The sequence below is a fragment of the Psychrobacter sp. PL19 genome (assembly GCF_017875835.1).
GTDB lineage: Bacteria > Pseudomonadota > Gammaproteobacteria > Pseudomonadales > Moraxellaceae > Psychrobacter.
Map to the genome: position 1 here is coordinate 3,081,047 of NZ_JAGING010000001.1, position 17,599 is coordinate 3,098,645.

At 38.1% G+C, this 17,599-nt stretch carries 19 protein-coding genes, 1 tRNA gene and 2 pseudogenes; 1 reads left to right on the top strand and 21 read right to left on the bottom strand.

Features of this window, described 5'->3' with window-relative positions; translation table 11 throughout:
• Positions 1-110 precede the first annotated feature (110 nt).
• From queF to H4W00_RS12350, 4 genes are all read right to left on the bottom strand, one after another.
• The gene (gene queF, locus H4W00_RS12335; protein ID WP_209958675.1) at positions 111-989 is read right to left on the bottom strand and encodes an NADPH-dependent 7-cyano-7-deazaguanine reductase QueF; all 879 of its coding nucleotides are present in this window, start codon (positions 987-989) and stop codon (positions 111-113) included.
• Between the two features lie 262 nt (positions 990-1,251).
• Positions 1,252-2,025: an ABC transporter permease gene (locus tag H4W00_RS12340; RefSeq protein ID WP_209959249.1), complete on the bottom strand. Its 774-nt coding sequence runs from the start codon at positions 2,023-2,025 to the stop codon at positions 1,252-1,254.
• A gap of 32 nt (positions 2,026-2,057) precedes the next feature.
• Positions 2,058-3,020 carry an ABC transporter ATP-binding protein gene (locus H4W00_RS12345; protein ID WP_209958677.1) on the bottom strand — a complete coding sequence of 321 codons (963 nt, stop codon included), beginning with the start codon at positions 3,018-3,020 and terminating at the stop codon, positions 2,058-2,060.
• Positions 3,021-3,373: 353 nt separating this feature from the next.
• Positions 3,374-4,012, bottom strand: coding sequence for a c-type cytochrome (locus H4W00_RS12350; protein ID WP_334684972.1), 639 nt, complete (start codon positions 4,010-4,012; stop codon positions 3,374-3,376).
• Between the two features lie 437 nt (positions 4,013-4,449).
• Here H4W00_RS12350 and H4W00_RS12355 point away from each other — a divergent pair.
• Positions 4,450-4,526: transfer RNA gene (locus tag H4W00_RS12355), tRNA-Arg, on the top strand.
• A gap of 297 nt (positions 4,527-4,823) precedes the next feature.
• Here the strand turns inward: H4W00_RS12355 and H4W00_RS12360 are convergent.
• From H4W00_RS12360 to H4W00_RS12430, 17 genes and pseudogenes are all read right to left on the bottom strand, one after another.
• On the bottom strand, positions 4,824-5,153 hold the full coding sequence (locus tag H4W00_RS12360) for a hypothetical protein (RefSeq protein ID WP_209958683.1): 330 nt from the start codon (positions 5,151-5,153) through the stop codon (positions 4,824-4,826).
• 68 nt (positions 5,154-5,221) lie between these two features.
• A complete protein-coding gene (locus H4W00_RS12365; protein ID WP_334684973.1) occupies positions 5,222-5,488 on the bottom strand; it encodes a transposase in 267 nt (88 codons plus the stop codon).
• A gap of 174 nt (positions 5,489-5,662) precedes the next feature.
• A complete protein-coding gene (locus H4W00_RS12370) occupies positions 5,663-6,331 on the bottom strand; it encodes a hypothetical protein (protein WP_209958685.1) in 669 nt (222 codons plus the stop codon).
• A 16-nt stretch (positions 6,332-6,347) separates the two neighbouring features.
• Positions 6,348-6,839 (bottom strand): annotated as a pseudogene (locus H4W00_RS12670) (IS630 family transposase); the annotation flags it as partial.
• A 13-nt stretch (positions 6,840-6,852) separates the two neighbouring features.
• Entirely contained in the window at positions 6,853-7,191 is a 339-nt protein-coding gene (locus H4W00_RS12675; protein WP_334684838.1) for an IS630 transposase-related protein, read from the bottom strand.
• A 334-nt stretch (positions 7,192-7,525) separates the two neighbouring features.
• Positions 7,526-7,720, bottom strand: coding sequence for a hypothetical protein (locus tag H4W00_RS12380; RefSeq protein WP_209958688.1), 195 nt, complete (start codon positions 7,718-7,720; stop codon positions 7,526-7,528).
• A 194-nt stretch (positions 7,721-7,914) separates the two neighbouring features.
• On the bottom strand, positions 7,915-8,175 hold the full coding sequence (locus H4W00_RS12385) for a hypothetical protein (RefSeq protein ID WP_209958690.1): 261 nt from the start codon (positions 8,173-8,175) through the stop codon (positions 7,915-7,917).
• 365 nt (positions 8,176-8,540) lie between these two features.
• Complete coding sequence (locus tag H4W00_RS12390) at positions 8,541-8,801, bottom strand: hypothetical protein (RefSeq protein ID WP_209958692.1); 261 nt, start codon at positions 8,799-8,801, stop codon at positions 8,541-8,543.
• 1,126 nt (positions 8,802-9,927) lie between these two features.
• Positions 9,928-10,653 carry a hypothetical protein gene (locus H4W00_RS12395; protein ID WP_209958694.1) on the bottom strand — a complete coding sequence of 242 codons (726 nt, stop codon included), beginning with the start codon at positions 10,651-10,653 and terminating at the stop codon, positions 9,928-9,930.
• Positions 10,654-10,823: 170 nt separating this feature from the next.
• Positions 10,824-11,189, bottom strand: coding sequence for a hypothetical protein (locus H4W00_RS12400; RefSeq protein WP_209958696.1), 366 nt, complete (start codon positions 11,187-11,189; stop codon positions 10,824-10,826).
• A gap of 528 nt (positions 11,190-11,717) precedes the next feature.
• Positions 11,718-12,080: a hypothetical protein gene (locus H4W00_RS12405; RefSeq protein WP_209958698.1), complete on the bottom strand. Its 363-nt coding sequence runs from the start codon at positions 12,078-12,080 to the stop codon at positions 11,718-11,720.
• 147 nt (positions 12,081-12,227) lie between these two features.
• The gene (locus H4W00_RS12410; RefSeq protein ID WP_209958700.1) at positions 12,228-12,593 is read right to left on the bottom strand and encodes a hypothetical protein; all 366 of its coding nucleotides are present in this window, start codon (positions 12,591-12,593) and stop codon (positions 12,228-12,230) included.
• A gap of 2 nt (positions 12,594-12,595) precedes the next feature.
• Positions 12,596-13,933, bottom strand: a complete 1,338-nt coding sequence (locus H4W00_RS12415; RefSeq protein ID WP_334684974.1) for a hypothetical protein — start codon at positions 13,931-13,933, stop codon at positions 12,596-12,598.
• A 12-nt stretch (positions 13,934-13,945) separates the two neighbouring features.
• Positions 13,946-14,125 (bottom strand): annotated as a pseudogene (locus H4W00_RS12765) (hemagglutinin repeat-containing protein); the annotation flags it as partial.
• A 100-nt stretch (positions 14,126-14,225) separates the two neighbouring features.
• Entirely contained in the window at positions 14,226-14,654 is a 429-nt protein-coding gene (locus H4W00_RS12420; protein ID WP_209958702.1) for a hypothetical protein, read from the bottom strand.
• Between the two features lie 6 nt (positions 14,655-14,660).
• A complete protein-coding gene (locus H4W00_RS12425; RefSeq protein ID WP_209958704.1) occupies positions 14,661-15,560 on the bottom strand; it encodes a tetratricopeptide repeat protein in 900 nt (299 codons plus the stop codon).
• Between the two features lie 65 nt (positions 15,561-15,625).
• On the bottom strand, positions 15,626-16,903 hold the full coding sequence (locus H4W00_RS12430) for a VENN motif pre-toxin domain-containing protein (protein WP_209958706.1): 1,278 nt from the start codon (positions 16,901-16,903) through the stop codon (positions 15,626-15,628).
• Positions 16,904-17,599 lie beyond the last annotated feature (696 nt).

The window sequence follows — 17,599 nt, forward strand, 5'->3', positions numbered from 1 at the left end:
TCTCATTAACTGGGATAGGCGCTTTTTTATGCTTAATAACTCAGCTAAAAATTACTGAAATCATATAGATACTGTTATTGTCTTACAAATCAAATTTCTGACCCATCAAATCACTGGCGAATCAAACGGCTTGGCGCTGGTAGTAATGACAACTCACTGACGCGGCAAGGATTAATATCTATACCACCGCGGCGTGTATACCACGCACGTACCATCAATGAACTGGGCTGATAGTAGCGGCTCAAATCGGCAAATATTTGCTCCACACACTGCTCATGAAAGCCATTATGCTGACGAAAGCTTAAAATGTAACGTAGCATAGCGGCATCATCAACTGCACACGTACTGGTCATCGACACCGCCAGAGTGCCCCAATCCGGCTGATTGGTTACCGGACAATTACTGCGTAGTAAATTAGAATAAAAAGTATGGGACTGACCACTTTTTTTGTCTATTTCAGTAATGTTCGATTGTTCCGTTACAGCCATATTACCAAGCAATGAGGCATCAGGATGGAGAGTGAGCGCGACTTTGCCTATGCTATCTGCCAAGGCCTCATCAATACAAATGCCCTCAGGTTGGCTAATCAGCAGTCCTGACTCAGTATTACTTAAACCGATTAACTCAAATTTTACCTCGGCTTGCACGCAAGCTGATAAGTCTTTAGCAATCAGGGTTTGTACTTCTTCCCAGCTGCTAAATTCAGTGAAGTTAATGCTGTTAAGATATAACTTTAATGATTTAGACTCGACAATATATGACGAGCTGGCGGGAATGCTAAAACGCGCCATTGCCACTTGCGAGATACCCTGCAGATTAAGCCACGACATCTCAAACGCATGCCACCAATCTACGCCAACTTTCAACTTAGCATCCTGCCAGCCAATAGCATCACGCCCAATACTTCGGGCAATAGGATATAGGGTCTCAGGACTATACTGGGTTGGATAATCAGTGGTTTGCTCGCCCAAAATACCATGGATGCTCATTTATACTTCCTCATTATATAACTGGTCTACTCTAAAACAGATACTGTCAGTATGACTGTTGGAAATTGCCAAGGCCTCTGAAATAACGCAGCCACACAGTAAGCAAGAAAATTGTCAGTCTTGTCAATGTATGACCCATATCTATTTTAGTTAGTATTCGCCATACCTAGTTTGTATTACTATTATTCGTAACTGTTATTTATTACTGGTTGTTTATTATCAAGGTTCATACTGATAACTTTTGATTAAGCTCAGTATTTATCTACAAGCGAATACGCGAGCCATTACTCAATAGACGGTAAGAGATGATATAGAACACCACACAAAATACAAAAATGGCCATCATCGAATACCAAACATTGACATCAGAGTGACCGAGAATACCGTAACGGAAAGCGTTAACCATATAAACGATAGGATTCAATAGTGAGACGTTGTACCAGAATGTAGATAAATTTTCCATTGAATAAAATACCCCGCCCAGAAAGGTTAGCGGTGTCAATACAAAGCTTGGAATAATAGTAATGTCATCAAATGAACGTGCATATGCCGCGTTAATAAAGCCGCCGAGCGAGAACAGGATAGACGTTCCTAGCACCGTAAAGATAGTGACAAATAGATGGTCGATACCTAACTTGGTAAAAAATAGCGCGACGATAGAAACAACAATAGCAATAATCAGACCGCGAAAAATACCACCACCGATATAACCCAATAATATGGCATGTTTAGAAACTGGAGATACTAACAGCTCTTCAATACTGGCGGTAAATTTGGCACTAAAAAAGCTCGATACCACGTTAGAATAACTGTTGGTAATAACCGCCATCATGATGAGACCAGGCACAATGAATTGCATATAGGGTACACCGCCCATGTCTCCTACTCTTGAGCCGATCATCTTACCAAAGATGACAAAATATAAAGCCATGGTAATGACTGGTGGTAACAAAGTTTGTGGCCAGATGCGCATGATGCGACGAATTTCTTTTACTAATATAGTGCGAAAAGCAATCCACTTTTTGGCCCAAGACATGGTCTCATTAGGGTCTATAACTACTGGCTGTTTCATAACCCTGCCTCCTTCATACTGTCCTCATTCTGAACATTTTTGTCTACTAACCGCATAAACAGTTCCTCTAGACGGTTAGACTTGTTGCGCATACTAGCCACCTTGACATCACGCTTGGTGAGCTGGTCAAAAACACAGTTGAGAGTCTCGCCCTTACTCAAGGTCACTTCTACAGTCATCTCATCGGGCTGGGCAATTGCAGTTACCTTATCTATCTTTAAAGGCTGAGTGAGCGGTTTAGTCAAATCTAGCACAAAAGTCTCGACCGACAACTGCGCCAGCAAATCTTTCATTTCAGTATTAATACGTATCTCGCCATGATCTAAGATTGCAATGCGCTTACACAGCTGCTCGGCTTCTTCTAGATAGTGAGTCGTGAGAATGATAGTGGTGTTTTCTTCAATATTAATTTGCTGCATAAACTCCCACATCGAGCGGCGCAACTCAATATCGACCCCGGCAGTGGGCTCGTCAAGAATCAATAGTTTAGGCTTATGAATCAATGCCCGCGCAATCATCAACCGGCGCTTCATACCACCTGACAGCTCTCGCGACATGCTATCGCGCTTGTCCCACAGACCTAATGCTTTTAGCAAGCGCTCGGCACGCGGCTTTGACTCTTTAGCGGATATGCCAAAATAACCCGCTTGAGTAATTAAAATATCTTCTACTTTTTCAAACTGGTTAAAATTGAACTCTTGCGGCACCACGCCTAGATACTGCTTGGCTACCGAAGGATTGGCTAGCAAGTCAGCGCCGAAAATCTGCACACTACCATTGGTCGGTTGGAACAAAGAGCTGATAATGCCAATCATTGTTGACTTGCCAGCACCGTTTGGCCCAAGCAGCGCAAAAAACCCACCTTGTGGCACCGTTAAGCTGACATTTTTTAGCGCTGAAAAGCCGTTGCCGTAAGTTTTGGATAAATTCTGGACAGAAAGCGCTGGTACTTCAGACATGAATACCTCTTTTATAGGTTTATGAAATAAATAACATGAATTATAAAATAGATGTTGTAGTGCCTTAATGTGAGGCTGCTACTGATAGATTTCAACTGTATGAAGTCATCAGCATCATATTGATACGCTATATATTGTGAAGAATGCAATGAGTAGCCACAAAAAAGCGCCTATCTCATCACATGAAATAGGCGCTTTTTAAACGTAGGCAGTAGAACAAACTGCAGATTCGAACATCATAAAAAGCAAACTAAATTATGAGTAAGTAGATGAGTCAATAATTAACTGATCAACTCGATGTTCTTCAATGCTCAATTCTATTGACAGTTGCTAACCGTGCTAATGGCGACCAATTAGCTGGCTTCGCTGATCATGTAATCGACAGCATTTTGTACTTCTTCATCAGGGATATCAGCGCCACCTTTAGCAGGCATGGCATTGTAGCCATTGATAGCATGAGTATATAAAGTCTCTGCACCTTGCGCTATCCGTGGTCCCCAAGCGCCAACATCACCTAGAATCGGTGAACCGAGCAAGCCTGCTGCGTGACAGGTTTGACATACAGCATTATAAACAGCCACACCGTCACGAGGTCCGTCACCGGCTGACGGACCAGATGAGCGCGCCGTCACATCGCAGATATCACCTTCTTCAAAACACACTTGGCCAACAGGCTGAATACGTGCAATAAGGTTTGGATACAGGGCAATTAGCTTTTGCACTTGTGGCGTATCTTGTGGAATAGGCTCTTCGTCAGCGACAGCGACCATCGGTGCAGCAACTGGAGCGGCAGCAGCCATTGTTGTGTCAGCAGCAGCATCGGTTGTTGTATCGGCGGCGGCCTGGGTATCGTCACCAAGCACTTCAGGAGCCTCTGCTACAACTTCCTTAGCTTCTGCTACATCAGAAGTGGTTACGGGAGTTTCTGCGATATCTTCAGCTTGGCTCACTGCGATACTAGCGATTCCTAGAATGGCAGCTGCCGATAACATAACTACTTTTCTCATTCGTCACGTTCTCTTATTACGTATACAAGTGGCTGGCTCAACAGAGACGCTCTGTTTATCTTCGTTTGATGAAGTCATCATCAATAGCAAACAGGCTTCAGGTTAGCGGGCACAATTGTAATCGGTGATCATCAATGGGCATTCTCCCCTTCATTATAAGGGAAAAGAGGGTTAGATTGCCATGCTTGTTTACTGACTGTGTTGTTTTTTCTTAAAAAATATTAATCATCCGTTTCACCGATTGGCTTTTGAGCTTTTATTTGTTAGACTAGGCGGTCTTTATTTCTCCATGCTCTTTAAAACAGGGTGTTTGTTTAAATAAAAACAATTTAAAATAAACCACGATTAATCGTCGATATTTTAAACAATTATACCTTTAGATAATCATACTTTTGAGTGATGATATTTTAAGTAATGACAATGCGCTCGTAGCTCAGTTGGATAGAGTATCGGTCTCCGAAGCCGAGGGTCGTGGGTTCGATTCCCGCCGAGCGCACCACTATTTATAGCTTAAGTTTTGTTCAAATTTCGCCCCAAGCATTAGATTGTTTGAGGTTTTTTTGTGTCTGCTATTTCTCTTCGAACCCTTTATTAATGAGGGTCAGATAATATATCTATACTGAATCTTAATAAATAGCCTGCCCTACAATAATGTATTTATTACAAGTTTACGTTCATACATCCTACAATTAAAAATCAGTGACCAAGTGCTCGGTGACCAAACGGTGACCATTTTGTGACCAAAGTTGTTAAAAGTCGGTTATGGTTACTTAGTCCATTTTCGAAGTAATAATCGCTAACTCAGCAGTCCATTTTCAATATGCCTAGTTGCTCGCTTTACCTCATAGCTATCTGACCTTAACAAATTATCCCAAACATCTAAGCATAGACTCAGAGTAACATCGTCCTCATCATCGACCGCTTCATCATATATTCTCTGCAATATTTTGGTTAATTTGTCCATTTCACTGTAAACAATTTGTTTAGTTTCATCAGATAGACTGGCTGTAGTTATTTCAATAAATAACTTTAATAATATACTTTTAAAATCACTTAAACATAAAACGTGGTTTTCTAAAGCATAAAATAAATGGTATAGCTTTTTGTTCACTACTTGAGAATTCATATAAATATCAAGTAGTTCTTTAGTTATACCTTTATTCCAAAAGTTCTTTTCTCGAATACAAGATATAGTTAAGTCCTTATAAAATCGATACAGCCCATATCATGAAATAGTTTAGGTAGATCATTCTCCATCCAACCTTGGCGTAGGAATTTAGCCTGAGCCCATTTTTTCTCGATAGGGTTAAGATCAGGGCTGTACGGTGGTAGCCATAGAATGCGATGGCCATGCCTATTGAGTAGTTTTTGAATACGCTTATTTTTATGAAACCGAGTCACTCGAGCACAGCTCTTACCTTGCGCTCGGGCAAAGCAGTGCTTTGCTCTATCCTTGCTCATATCCATTACAATCACGCATTTCGTTTCAAGATTTGGAATTAAGGTGTGTTTGCACCAGTCATAAAATACGTGACTATTAATGTTTGTCTCAAAGTAATCAAGGGCAAACAGCATCCTTTCATAATAATAATGAACGAAATTATATATATATACTTTTCCTTTTTTCTCATTGGCTTATTTCGCTTGTTCAAATGCTTTAGTAGCATTGTTAATTTTATCATTGATAATTTTTTCGTAATATTTTTGACCTAAAATCGAATTCGAGTTTTTATTTACATTAGGCAAATTGCCTAATATAGTTCCAGTCTCAATATTATAAGGAGTTGGAACTTTTCTCCTATCTATTAGACTAGTTTTATCTCCTTTAACGTTGCCAAAATCGATATATGGAGAAACATCATAAGTTAGATGAGATAGTTTATTTGGTGCATAATAATTATAACTTCCTGCATTAGTAGGATCGGTTACTATATTACTCGATTTAATTTCATTAGGCTTGAGAACCCCATCTTTGCCACTATCAACAATTACTTCAAGCCGTCCATCTTTGCTAACAAACTTTTTATACTGATATTGTCCATTAGGTAACTTTCTCGGTTTACCATCAGGACCAAAGTTATGGAAAATATTTTTGTCATCTGATAATTGATTCCAATTATTATTCAAGTTACCCGATTTAAGATCATTTATGAGGTTTTGACCTGCCTTAGCATTTAAATCTCTCCGTTGAGTGACATGGAGGTAATCAAACGTTTTACATGAATCTGTATTAGCATTACGGCACCCTTTATACGCTGCGTTGAATTCTTCGTTTTGCTCCTTATCTATATCGATATATTTCACTAAAACAGCTCTATAGTCAATTCAAAATAAAAGTGTTATGACAAGGATTAATATCATAAAACAATTTAGATAAGTCGTTTTCCATCCATCCTTGGCGTAGAAACTTTGCTTGTGCCCATTTTTTCTCAATAGGGTTTAAGTCAGGGCTATAAGGGGGTAAGAATAGAAGCCTGTGACCATGCCTGTTAAGCAGTCTTTTCACACGTTTATGAAAGCTTGCGTTATCCATCACAATCACGCACTTACGTTTAAGGCTTGGAATTAAGGTATATTTGCACCAGTTGTAGAATATGTCGCCATTGATATTCTTATTAAAGTAATCAAGCGCAAACAGTATCTTTTCATATAAAGCACCAATAACGTTGGTTCTTTTTTTACTTTGCCAGTTATAGCTATCAATGCATGGGGTTCCAATGGGTGCATAGCCAAAGGGACGCAGGGTTTCAGACTCAAAGCCGCTTTCATCCATGTATACAATAGCAAAGCCTTGAGTGATATAGTCGTTGAGTTTGCTTAGATACTTAGCTCTCTTTAGGGGGCAAGCTTTTGGATGCTCTAAGGTCTTTTTTTTTGCTAATACCTAAGCGCTTTAAGGCGTGATAAATGCCTGATGGGCTACAGTTTAATCGACGAGCTCGCTCATACTGGTAATCGTCAGGATGCTCTTTAACATCATTGAGCAGAACGTCATCGCTTATCTTATGAGGTTTAGTTTGCCTTGTTGTTTTGCTGTGGACACGCCGCTTCCAGTTTTGTATGGTGGTTGGACTAAGATCATAGAAATCAACCGCTTGAGCAAAGGTCATACCCCCGTCCAAGCTTTTAAGGACTTGTTTGCGAAAATCTAGTGAATAAGTCATGAGTATTTATAATAGTAATAGGTTAGTTGGTTTAGTTTATAACATTTTTAAAGGAAATTGACTATACGACATTCGTTAGTATTACAAGCTGATAGCTCTTTCGCTCTTGCAGCTTCCTGTATGTAAGTCAAATAATTATTCTGCGTTTGATTCACACTACTAGCTGTACCTGCCGTGTCTCCACCTACGATAGCACCAGCAGCTGCTGACAACCCTAAAAGTAGAGCATTTTTAGTAGTCTCATCAACACCTTAATAGACCTCTTGCATAAGTCATCGCTAGCCCTCGTAACTCCATCAGTGGAAGTCAATGAACTGGTACTTTCGCAAGAGGTCTAATTATTATCTGATTTCACCAATTTCCATTGCGGTGCGCCGCCACACTTCTTATTTAAACGCTTTTGTTCATCCGGTGGTAGTTGCTTGTAGTAGTCTCCACTGATTGCACAGTCTTGTTGGTAATAATCACTTAAAACACAGCCACTCATATTTAGCATTAAAAAAATGAGTGTGATCTTAACTATTTTCATTACGAATTTCCCTTATAAAATATGTTTAGCTTTTTGGCTTTGAGTTAATTGACATTCATCAACTGAATTAGACCATTTGGGATTTGGCTCACTACAATTCCAGTCAAGAAAGCGACAAGATTGGTAACCTGTAAGAAATAAGCATAAAGCACTAATAGTCATAAGGCTTTTCATTATGTTGAAACTCCCTATTCCTACCTATACTTAGGATCGGATTTAAACTTATAGGATGGTGTTTCTAAGCATTTGTAATAAATGTCATCATCAACAGCCTTATTATAGTTACTACCTAATATTGTTCTTGCAATGTTTTGTTGAGAAGAAACACAAGCATTTTTTTCTTTATAAGCTCTAGTCTTATCAATATTTTGATTATTCCAATCAAAGATACCGTAGTTACAAGCGGACAGACTTAAGCAGAAAACGACTGTCATAATATTAAAAAGCATCTTCATCATAAACTCCTTCTGATTGAGACTTTAGCATTAATTGGCTTCAATCTATTAGTATGAATCTGCTTATTGAAGCCTGATTAAGATGACAAATTAGTTTGAAGTCTTAAACTTGTAGTTTGTATTATCTATACAGCTATTCAATATATTTGTTCTTACTTTATCAGTATACTGTGAACCTAAGAATGATCTAGCTGCCGCCTGCTGCGTACTGTTACATTCATTAACATTTTTTGAGAGTTGAGAGTTTATTTCGCTACAATTCCAGTCCCCTAGTTTACACGGGGAACATCCTAATAATATCAGACACGACATCATGATAACGTTGGTCTTAATAAGGCTTTTCATTGTATTTGAACTCCTTATTCCTACCTATATTTAGGGTCAGATTTAAACTTATAGTTAGAGTTATTACTACATTTTTCAAAAATGTACTGATCAATTACTTTGTTATACTTATCTTGCAATTTTACCCTTGCAATACTTTGTTGATCGGTAATACAACTACTCCATGCTTGATAATCCTTTCTTTTATCAAGATTTTTATTATTCCAATCAAAGATACCGTAGTTACAAGCGGACAGACTTAAGCATAAAGTGACTGCCATTACATTAAAAAGCATCTTCATTGTAAACTCCTTCTAATTGCAGTCATGATTAATTGGTTTCAATCTATTAGTATGAATCTGCTTATAAAGTCTGATCAAGACCGCAATTTAGTTTGAAGTCTTAAACTTGTAATTTGGATTAGAACCACATTTATTAAAAATATGTTGTTCTATCTCATAGTTGTAACTAGAACCAAGTACTTGTCTAGCTATAGCTTGTTGAGAGCTTGTACACTCTGCACGTTTTTTATATCCAGGTGTTTCATCAAGATGAATTTGATTCCAGTCGAATATTCCATAACTGCAACCGCTGATTAAAAACATACAAATGAGAGTCAAAACACTAAGATTAATATTCATTGTAATTAGCCTGTGGTCCTAAATTTATAGTCCGTATTTTTAACACACTCGCTATAAATTTCACTATCAATTTTTTCATTGTAATTCTGTTTCAATAATTTTTTGGCTATGTTTTGTTGTTCATTAATGCATGATGTTCTTTTCTTATACCACGCAGTATTGCTGATATCTTTATTACAATTGATGTCATAGCCACAACTAGGCCCAGGAAATACACAACCTGAAATAAACACCAATACCATAATGGAACTAATAATGTTTTTCATTTTAATTGAAATCCACCTTACTACTTATACTGATAATTGGTATTTTTTATACATTGATAATTAATATTATTTTGTATATCATCCGAATATTTTTCTTTTAAAATCTGTTTAGCTTTCTGTCTTTGGGTTAATTGACATTCGTCAACTGAGTTAGACCATTTGGGATTTGGCTCACTACAATTCCAGTCAAGAAAGCGACAAGATTGACAGCCTGTATGAAATAAGCATAAAGCACTAATAGTCATAAGGCTCTTCATTGTATTCAAACTCCTTATTCCTACCTGTATTTAGGGTCGGATTTGAATTTGTAGTTATGGTTTTCAATACACTTATTTAGTATATCAATATCAACCTCATCGTTATATTTAGTACCTAAACTATTCCTTGCAATGTTTTGCTGTTCTATACGGCAGCTTTGCGTCAACTTATAAGCTCTAGTTTTATCGATATTTTGGTTATTCCAATCAAAGATACCATAGTTACAAGCGGATAAACTTAGGCAGAAAACGACTGTTATGATATTAAAAAGCATCTTCATTATAAACTCCTTCTAATTGAGGGTTTTTAGGCTTAACCAAAACAGGAATTGATGGATTAATATTGTCTTTTGGCGTACCCCATTTATCTACAAAATCTACATAAAGTGGATTTTCTACTTTCTGTGTTTCTGAAACAACTTTACCTGCATTATTAATATACTGACCTTGATTATTCGTTAGGTACTCTGCTGGTATCTCCGCATAATAACTACTGTGTGAATAACATGCCCAGCACTCGCCCCCTGTCGCAGGATTACCGCCTAATATTATCGGAGGACGACCGACAAAGTCCGCTTTGTGTACTGCAGAATAAGCACCGCTTTGATAAACAACCTCATTACCATCTTTGTCTATACCCACATAAGTATATCCATTTTTGGCAAGCTGATCAGCGTAGTCCTGTACGTTAGTGGCAGTACCATAAAAGCGTGACTGACGAATAGGAATATTTGTAATATTCTGATTGTTATTTAAGTCTTTTAGAGCAACGCTACCGGTCAGTCCACCTCGACTGTGATTACTGGTATCTATCTGTAAGCCTTTTTCCATAGCGTCAAGGTAGATATCTTGATTGAGTTTTTCTGAATTAGTTAAGGGCAGCCTGCCACCTAAAGTATCATTAAACTTGTCATATCCAGCATACATTAACTCTGAAGTTAATGACGATAGTATCCACCAGCCATCATACTTACCTGTTGGCTGATTCATGACGACTAGAGCGCCTACTTTATTAGTATCATTGGTGTTCTGTTTGGCGGCATTGGCTAAGGAGGCTTCTTTATCGTTGAAGATACCAGGATTAGATAGAGTTATGGCGCTAAAAAAATAAGCGCAAGCTAAATGCCTGCGCTATGTTAAATGATTTAGATAAGCTAAAGCTAATTACACAGACCCGTTAGCTTATTATTCTTGCCATCGACACATTCTGTTTCACCTAAGTAGATATAGCCTTTGTTTTTCATACAACTTCTAATAGCTTTACTGCGCTTACTGACATCTTCACTCGTCATACCTGGATAATGATTATTTAAATCTAGACTACCATCACGAAAGTTTTTCACTCCACAGCTCTGAAAATCTTGCCGACGCTTATCTACATTAGTACGACCAACAGTATCTGCCTTTTGCCAACCTTGTATCTGAGGCGGTGCTAATGAAACGTAAGGACTATAACCAGGCACTACATAAAAGGCTGAGCAGGCGCTTAATAAAACTGCAAGTATGGATAAAAAAATCATTCTCATAATCAGTTACCTCCTAGTTTTAATAGCATAATCATTATATCGGGTGAGAGTAAGTCTGCTAATGCAAATGGGGCGACAGCTGGATTGCTAGAAAAGAATAAGCGCAAGCTAAATGCCTGCGCCATGTTAAATGATTTAGATAAGCTAAAGCTAATTACACAGTCCTGTTAGCTTATTATTCTTGCCATCGACACATTCTGTTTCACCCAAATAAATATAGCCTTTATTTTTCATGCATGATCTTATTTTCTTACTGCGTTCCGACACTTGATTACTAGTCATCCCTGGATATTGTACGTTTAAATCCAAGTGGCCATCACGATAGATTTTAACCCCGCAACTTTGAAAGTCTTGCCAACGCTTATCAACTTTGGTACGGCCAATAGTATCTGACTTTTGCCATCGCTGTATATGAGGTGGTGCTAATGATACATATGGATATAGCCAGGGACAACGTTAAAGGCTGAGCAGGTGCTTAGTATAACTGCAAGTATGGATGAACAAAGAATTCTCATAATCAGTTACCTCCTAATTACACAGCCCTGTTAGCTTATTATTCTTGCCATCAACACATTTACTGCCAAGGTAAATATAGCCTTTATTTTTCATACAAGACTCTATTCTCCTACGACGCTTTATTACATCATCCGTACTCATGTTTGAGTACTCAACTGATAAGTCCAATGTTCCATTATTATAGTTTTTTACTCCACAACTCTGGAAATCTTGCCAACGCTTATCAACGTTGGTGCGACCAACGTTATCTGCTTTTTGCCAGCCTTGTATCACAGGTGGTGCTAATGATACATATGGATTATAGCCTGGGACGACATTGAAAGTATTACAAGCGCTTAGTATAACTGCAAGTATGGATAAACAAAAAATTCTCATGGTTAATTTCCTGATAACTGTAAGAGTATTGCCATCATGTCGGGCGAGAGTAAGTCCGCTAGCGCAAATGGTGCAGAGACTGGATCGCTAAAAAATAAGCGCAAGCTAAATGCCTGCGCTATGTTAAATGATTTAGATAAGCTAAGACTAATTACACAACCCCGTTAGCTTATTATTCTTACCATCGACACATTCGGTTGCACCAAGATAAACATAGCCTTTATTTTTCATGCAAGATTCTATTTTTTTTCTACGTTTTGACATTTGTTCAATAGTCATGTCTGGATACACTACTGTTAAATCTAGGTTACCATCAAAATACTTCTTAACCCCGCAGCTCTGAAAGTCTTGCCAACGCTTATCAACGTTGGTACGGCCAATAGTATCTGACTTTTGCCAATGTTGTATATAAGGTGGAGACAATGATACATAAGGACTATATCCAGGGACAACGTTAAATGTATTACAAGCACTTAATACAGCGCTAAATATCAGTAAATACAGAACTTTCATAATCAGTTACCTCCTAGTTTTAATAGCATAATCATTATATCGGGTGATAGTAAGTCTGCTAATGCAAATGGTGCGACAGCTGGAATGGCAGCGCCTGTAACAATCCCTTGGAATGGCTTATCACCAGGCTTCGTATTGCCATCATCGCCATAATAGCCTGGCCCTTGACCCCCTGCCAAATCATGCGGACCCGCGAAGCTTTCGATATTCATGTCGATAAGTCCACCAGGCTTGTATTCAAAGCCAAACAAGGTTCCTTGCTCTGCCTGAAAGCCACCTGTAGCGCCAATTTGAGGTTTGAATTCTTTCTTATCATCTTTTAAGCTTTGGTAGGTGGGATATTTATCATTACCTTCATAAATATAATTACCATTTACATCAGTCAATAGTTGATTATTAGCATCTCTAGCACAACGTGTATTCCCCTCCCCACAAATCACATCAGTAGATAAACGCGTACCACCCAATTTAACCCCATCAAAATAGCCACTGTCGTAGGAGACGTTATTGATGACTTGGCTATCGCCGTTTTCATCAGTATATACCACCCCTGGTGACTGTCTTGAATTGTCCAAGCTCTCTTTACGCATTTTGGTGGCTGCCAGTTGTAAGCTACCTTGAGTGATGGCAGGTTCAGGTAATCCTGCTAGTATGCCTACTAAGGTTTGTAATAAACGCTTTTGGTACTGTAGTTTGTAGATTTCATTATAAATGGCTGTCTTTTGCTCGTCACTAGCGGTTTCAAGCTGCTTGAGTAAGTCAACTTGGCGAGTGCCAGTGTAGTCGTTAATGGCTTGAAAGCTTTCTTTACGGAATTCTTTGGTGATTTCAACTTGTACGTTGAGGTCTTTTAACACAGCATTGGCATTGAAGTTGTTCTCAAGCTTGCCGCCAAGAGCTTCACGGTTCTCTGTAGTCAGATTACCTTGTGGATCATTAAAGCCACTCACACCGCCTTTGGTGATACTGCTATCACTATCGCCATCGGTGCCATAGCCGAGACCATTCATGGTGGCTTGTGGTTTATCTTTGATCTTACCAACACTGAGACCAACAGAGATCGCATCACCCTCATAGCTTGTGGTGTTTACGATGTCGGTTGAGGTGACGCCTTGTTTGAAGACAATATTGCTCTTGCGATTGGCTTGTGCTTCCTCTGAGGTGAGGAAGACCGCGCCTTTAAAGTTGCCTTTGTCTTCAACAACTAAGTCGGCTTCGTTGGCGAAGAGACCTGTTTGCTGACCGACCATCTTAGAGTCTGCATTGATATTGGTTTTAGCGCCATTGAGAGATAGGCTTGAGCCTGCGCCTTTTAGATCGACATCAAGGTTAAAGCCCATGTTCTTCTGATTACTATCATAGGTGGCCGTATCTTGTAGCGATTCGGTATTGACGTTACCACGGATGATGCCTTGTGCTTTGTCGGTATTGAGGACGCCGCCTTTGATGTTGACATCTCTGCCAATGTCTAAGGTGATGGTTCCACCAACATTGATGTGGCTGTTGGCATATGGACATAAAAAAGCTACGATTCGTTGAGAGTCGTAGCTTTTGGATAATTATTAAACATATTAATTGTGCGTTATAAAACTAGAAAAGTAGTATTGAACTTTATTAAATATTTGTTTTAATCTATTTTTTACAAAGCTTATCGTACAAATAGTCTAATCCTAAGATATTACCTTCTTTGTGTTCTTTAGTGTCAGTAGATGTACGTAAGGGAAGAGCAACACCTACAGCGTACAGCTCTGTTTTAAGATTCATAGTGCTGCTATTACAGTCGTACTCAGTGTAAGTTAAAAAATACATTTTCTCTATTTTATTAGGCGGTGTGCCAAATGCCATTTTAAATTGGGCATAAGCTTTACCTTCGCTATTTTCAGGTTTAGTAGAATTCTTGTCCCAATAAAAAATATAGGGTTCGCTGCCACCACCTGAGAATGGAGCAATGATCCAGTGATAGGTCTGAGCTTTTGCATAAGTGATGCCAATGGACAACACTACTAAAGTTACAATAGCAATTGGTATCCAAACAAATATCTTTTTAATAACAGATTTCATATTATTCTACTCATAAATACTGACTGATAATTGTTCTGGAGTCAGCTGAGAGATTTCAAGCCAACCATTTGCCATATCACTGTCTTGCGGAACACCTTTGCCTTCTCGGTACAACTCATTCATCTTGAATTGAGCAGATTTATCACCGTCTATTGCCGCATAAAAATAATAGTCTGCTGCTTCTTTAATATCCTTCCTGACGCCAAGACCTGTTTCATACATGTTGGCATTTGCTAGGTATTTAACATCATCTCTAGCAATATTTAGAGGTAAATCAAGAATTTCATTGTAGATTTCTAAAGCTTTATCTTCATTCTTTGCAACTCCAACACCATATTGATTAGCATATGCCACTTTGTATAAAGCATTACCATAAGTTGGGCTCTCTTTATCTCCTTGAGTAGCCTTTGTATACCAAAACATTGCTTTTTTATCATTTTTAGCAATATATTGACCGTTAGAGTATATATCACCCAAACTTATCTTAGAGTAATCATACGACTCTTTACCCTGTGCAGCTTGTTCGTACCAATAAATGGCTTTATTAATATCTTTTTCTAAATACTGCCCTATGAGATAATTCTCAGCTAAAGTATTCTGAGCATAAGCATTATTTTCATTAGCTGCTAGCTTTAGCCAACAGATAGCCATATCAGAATAATCATCTCTCAAATAGCTATATAGAGCATTTGCCTCTTGTAGTTCACCATTTAGAACTTTTTGTTTCATATCTACAAGCTCTTGAATACTTATTTCTTTAGATAACCCTATATCTATACCAGAATCAGGAATCTGACAGTCGCTAATTATCAAAGCTTTTGTTACTAAGGTAGGAGTCATAGCTACACTCTCTACTATTTTTATAGTTAATATTAGAATTGTTAACGAAAGCGTTATCTTATTCAATAGTAGTACTCCTTATGCTTTATTAATGTATAGTTTTACACTTAAATAATTACACCTTACAACTATTATCTATCTCTCATAGGAATATACCCTTTAGGAATAGGCTTTGGTTTAGGCTTCGGTATTCCATTAAGTATTAAATTGAGTTGGGGATCAACTAAAGATCCACTTATGGCACACTTTTGATTTAATCTGCAACCTGGAATTGCTGATTCAGCTTTTATGTTGTTTCTACCTGAAGAATTATCGTTAACAATGTTCTGAATAGTAGATATTTGATCGTTTTCACCATTTACTCTTACAACTTCATTAGCTATACGATTAATTGCACTACCATTAATGTTCTGCCTCGTTGCACGATTTACAAGCTTTTGTAAACCTTCAACATAATTTTTATATGCCTGAGGATTACTATTGGGTTGATCAGGATTTTCCATATCTTCTAAATGACCTTGCCACGGAGCATAGTGAGTACCGTCTGCTCTTACATGAGCAAAGGAATCTCCGTAAGAGTGTAAGGCATTCTGCACATTAGGGTTTTTCAATATTTCAGAAGCTCTCGCTGGATTTAAGTATATCTCTCTTAATATCGGAACTAAGAATGTTTCAATGTCTGTTCTCTGCTGAGCTATATCATTCAAGTTCGTCATACTATCAAGTAAATGTATTTCTCTTTGAGCAGTGACATTTCTGTCTCCAGCTACATTATAAAATGTAATTGCATTACGAGTATCAGTATCAGGTCCCCATGCGGCATAACCTATCGCTTCGGCTACTTTTGGAGGAAAACCACCTAAATACATCACTGCTGCTGTTGTTGAGAAATGGCCTTCTGCTGCCCAGTTATCTTCAACCGCCACCTTGTTTGTTTCAGCAGCATTGGCTGCGTCATTGGCACTACCTGTTGTCGCACCAATACCAACACCAAGAGCACTAGTAATTGCACTAACGGTATCCTTTTGATCAGCCGTTAAATCAGAAGAATCAGAAGTACCATATAAGAACTTAGAGATCAGAGGTGCTGAGGCTTCTCCTGCGCTAGCAGATAAGCCTCCTGTAAGTGCATCATTACCAGTTGCAAAGCTAATAGCAGCTCCTAATATACCTTGAGCAAGAATGTGAGCAGGGCTATTCGTTTCTAGTCGATTACCACCATCAACCTCATTAAATACTTTATTATCCTTATAATAATCTCCAATTTGATTCGCTACAAATGGACTAGCAGCTTTTGCAACGTAGCCTGTAATGCCATTGCTGTTCGGTCCATAAATAGCACCCGTTATACCATCAAAGAGCAGACCTTGATTTTTGACTTTGTTCGCAGCATTTTCTTTTTCTACCACAAGTGGAAAGTTTCCAATATCACGAGCTTCTTGTGCTTCGTCTCTTAAATCCTTCTCTTTCGTATTAATATCCGTCTTAACCTTACGACGCTCTTGATCAAAGGCTTGGGTAATCTCAACCTGCGCCCCAAGCTCTTCATTGGCCCTGCTGATGACATCAATATTAATTTGACTGTTGGCGTGGAGAAACGAAAAAGCTACGATTCATTAAGAGTCGTAGCTTTTTCGTTTCTTTTTAAATATAACAATTTTCAACTATTATAGGCGTTAAACTCCCATACCTATTTGAAAGCCTTTATAAAAGTCGTACGCTAGAAAAACAACTAAAAAAACAATAGCATAAAAAATATATTTAACATTATTTTCTTAATTTTTACACTGTACCTTCTCTTTTTTTAGTTGTTTTAAATCATGAATAATCATAAATTATAAGCATTGTATAATTGCCATCCATAAAAAAAACAAAGCAGAAATCAAGATAATAGCGATTAAAATGAAAAATTTATTTTTCATTTATTTTCCTTTTTAAAATCTTCTAAAGCTCTATCTATATATGCTTGGCTCAATTTGTTCGCTATACTTCCTTTCGTACCTAAAACAGGTGGTAGTGCCACCAACGTTGACTTGAGTGTTGGCATAGAGAAATAAAAAGCTATGATACAAGTTATTTCGTAGTTTTAGAATCAACTACCTTTT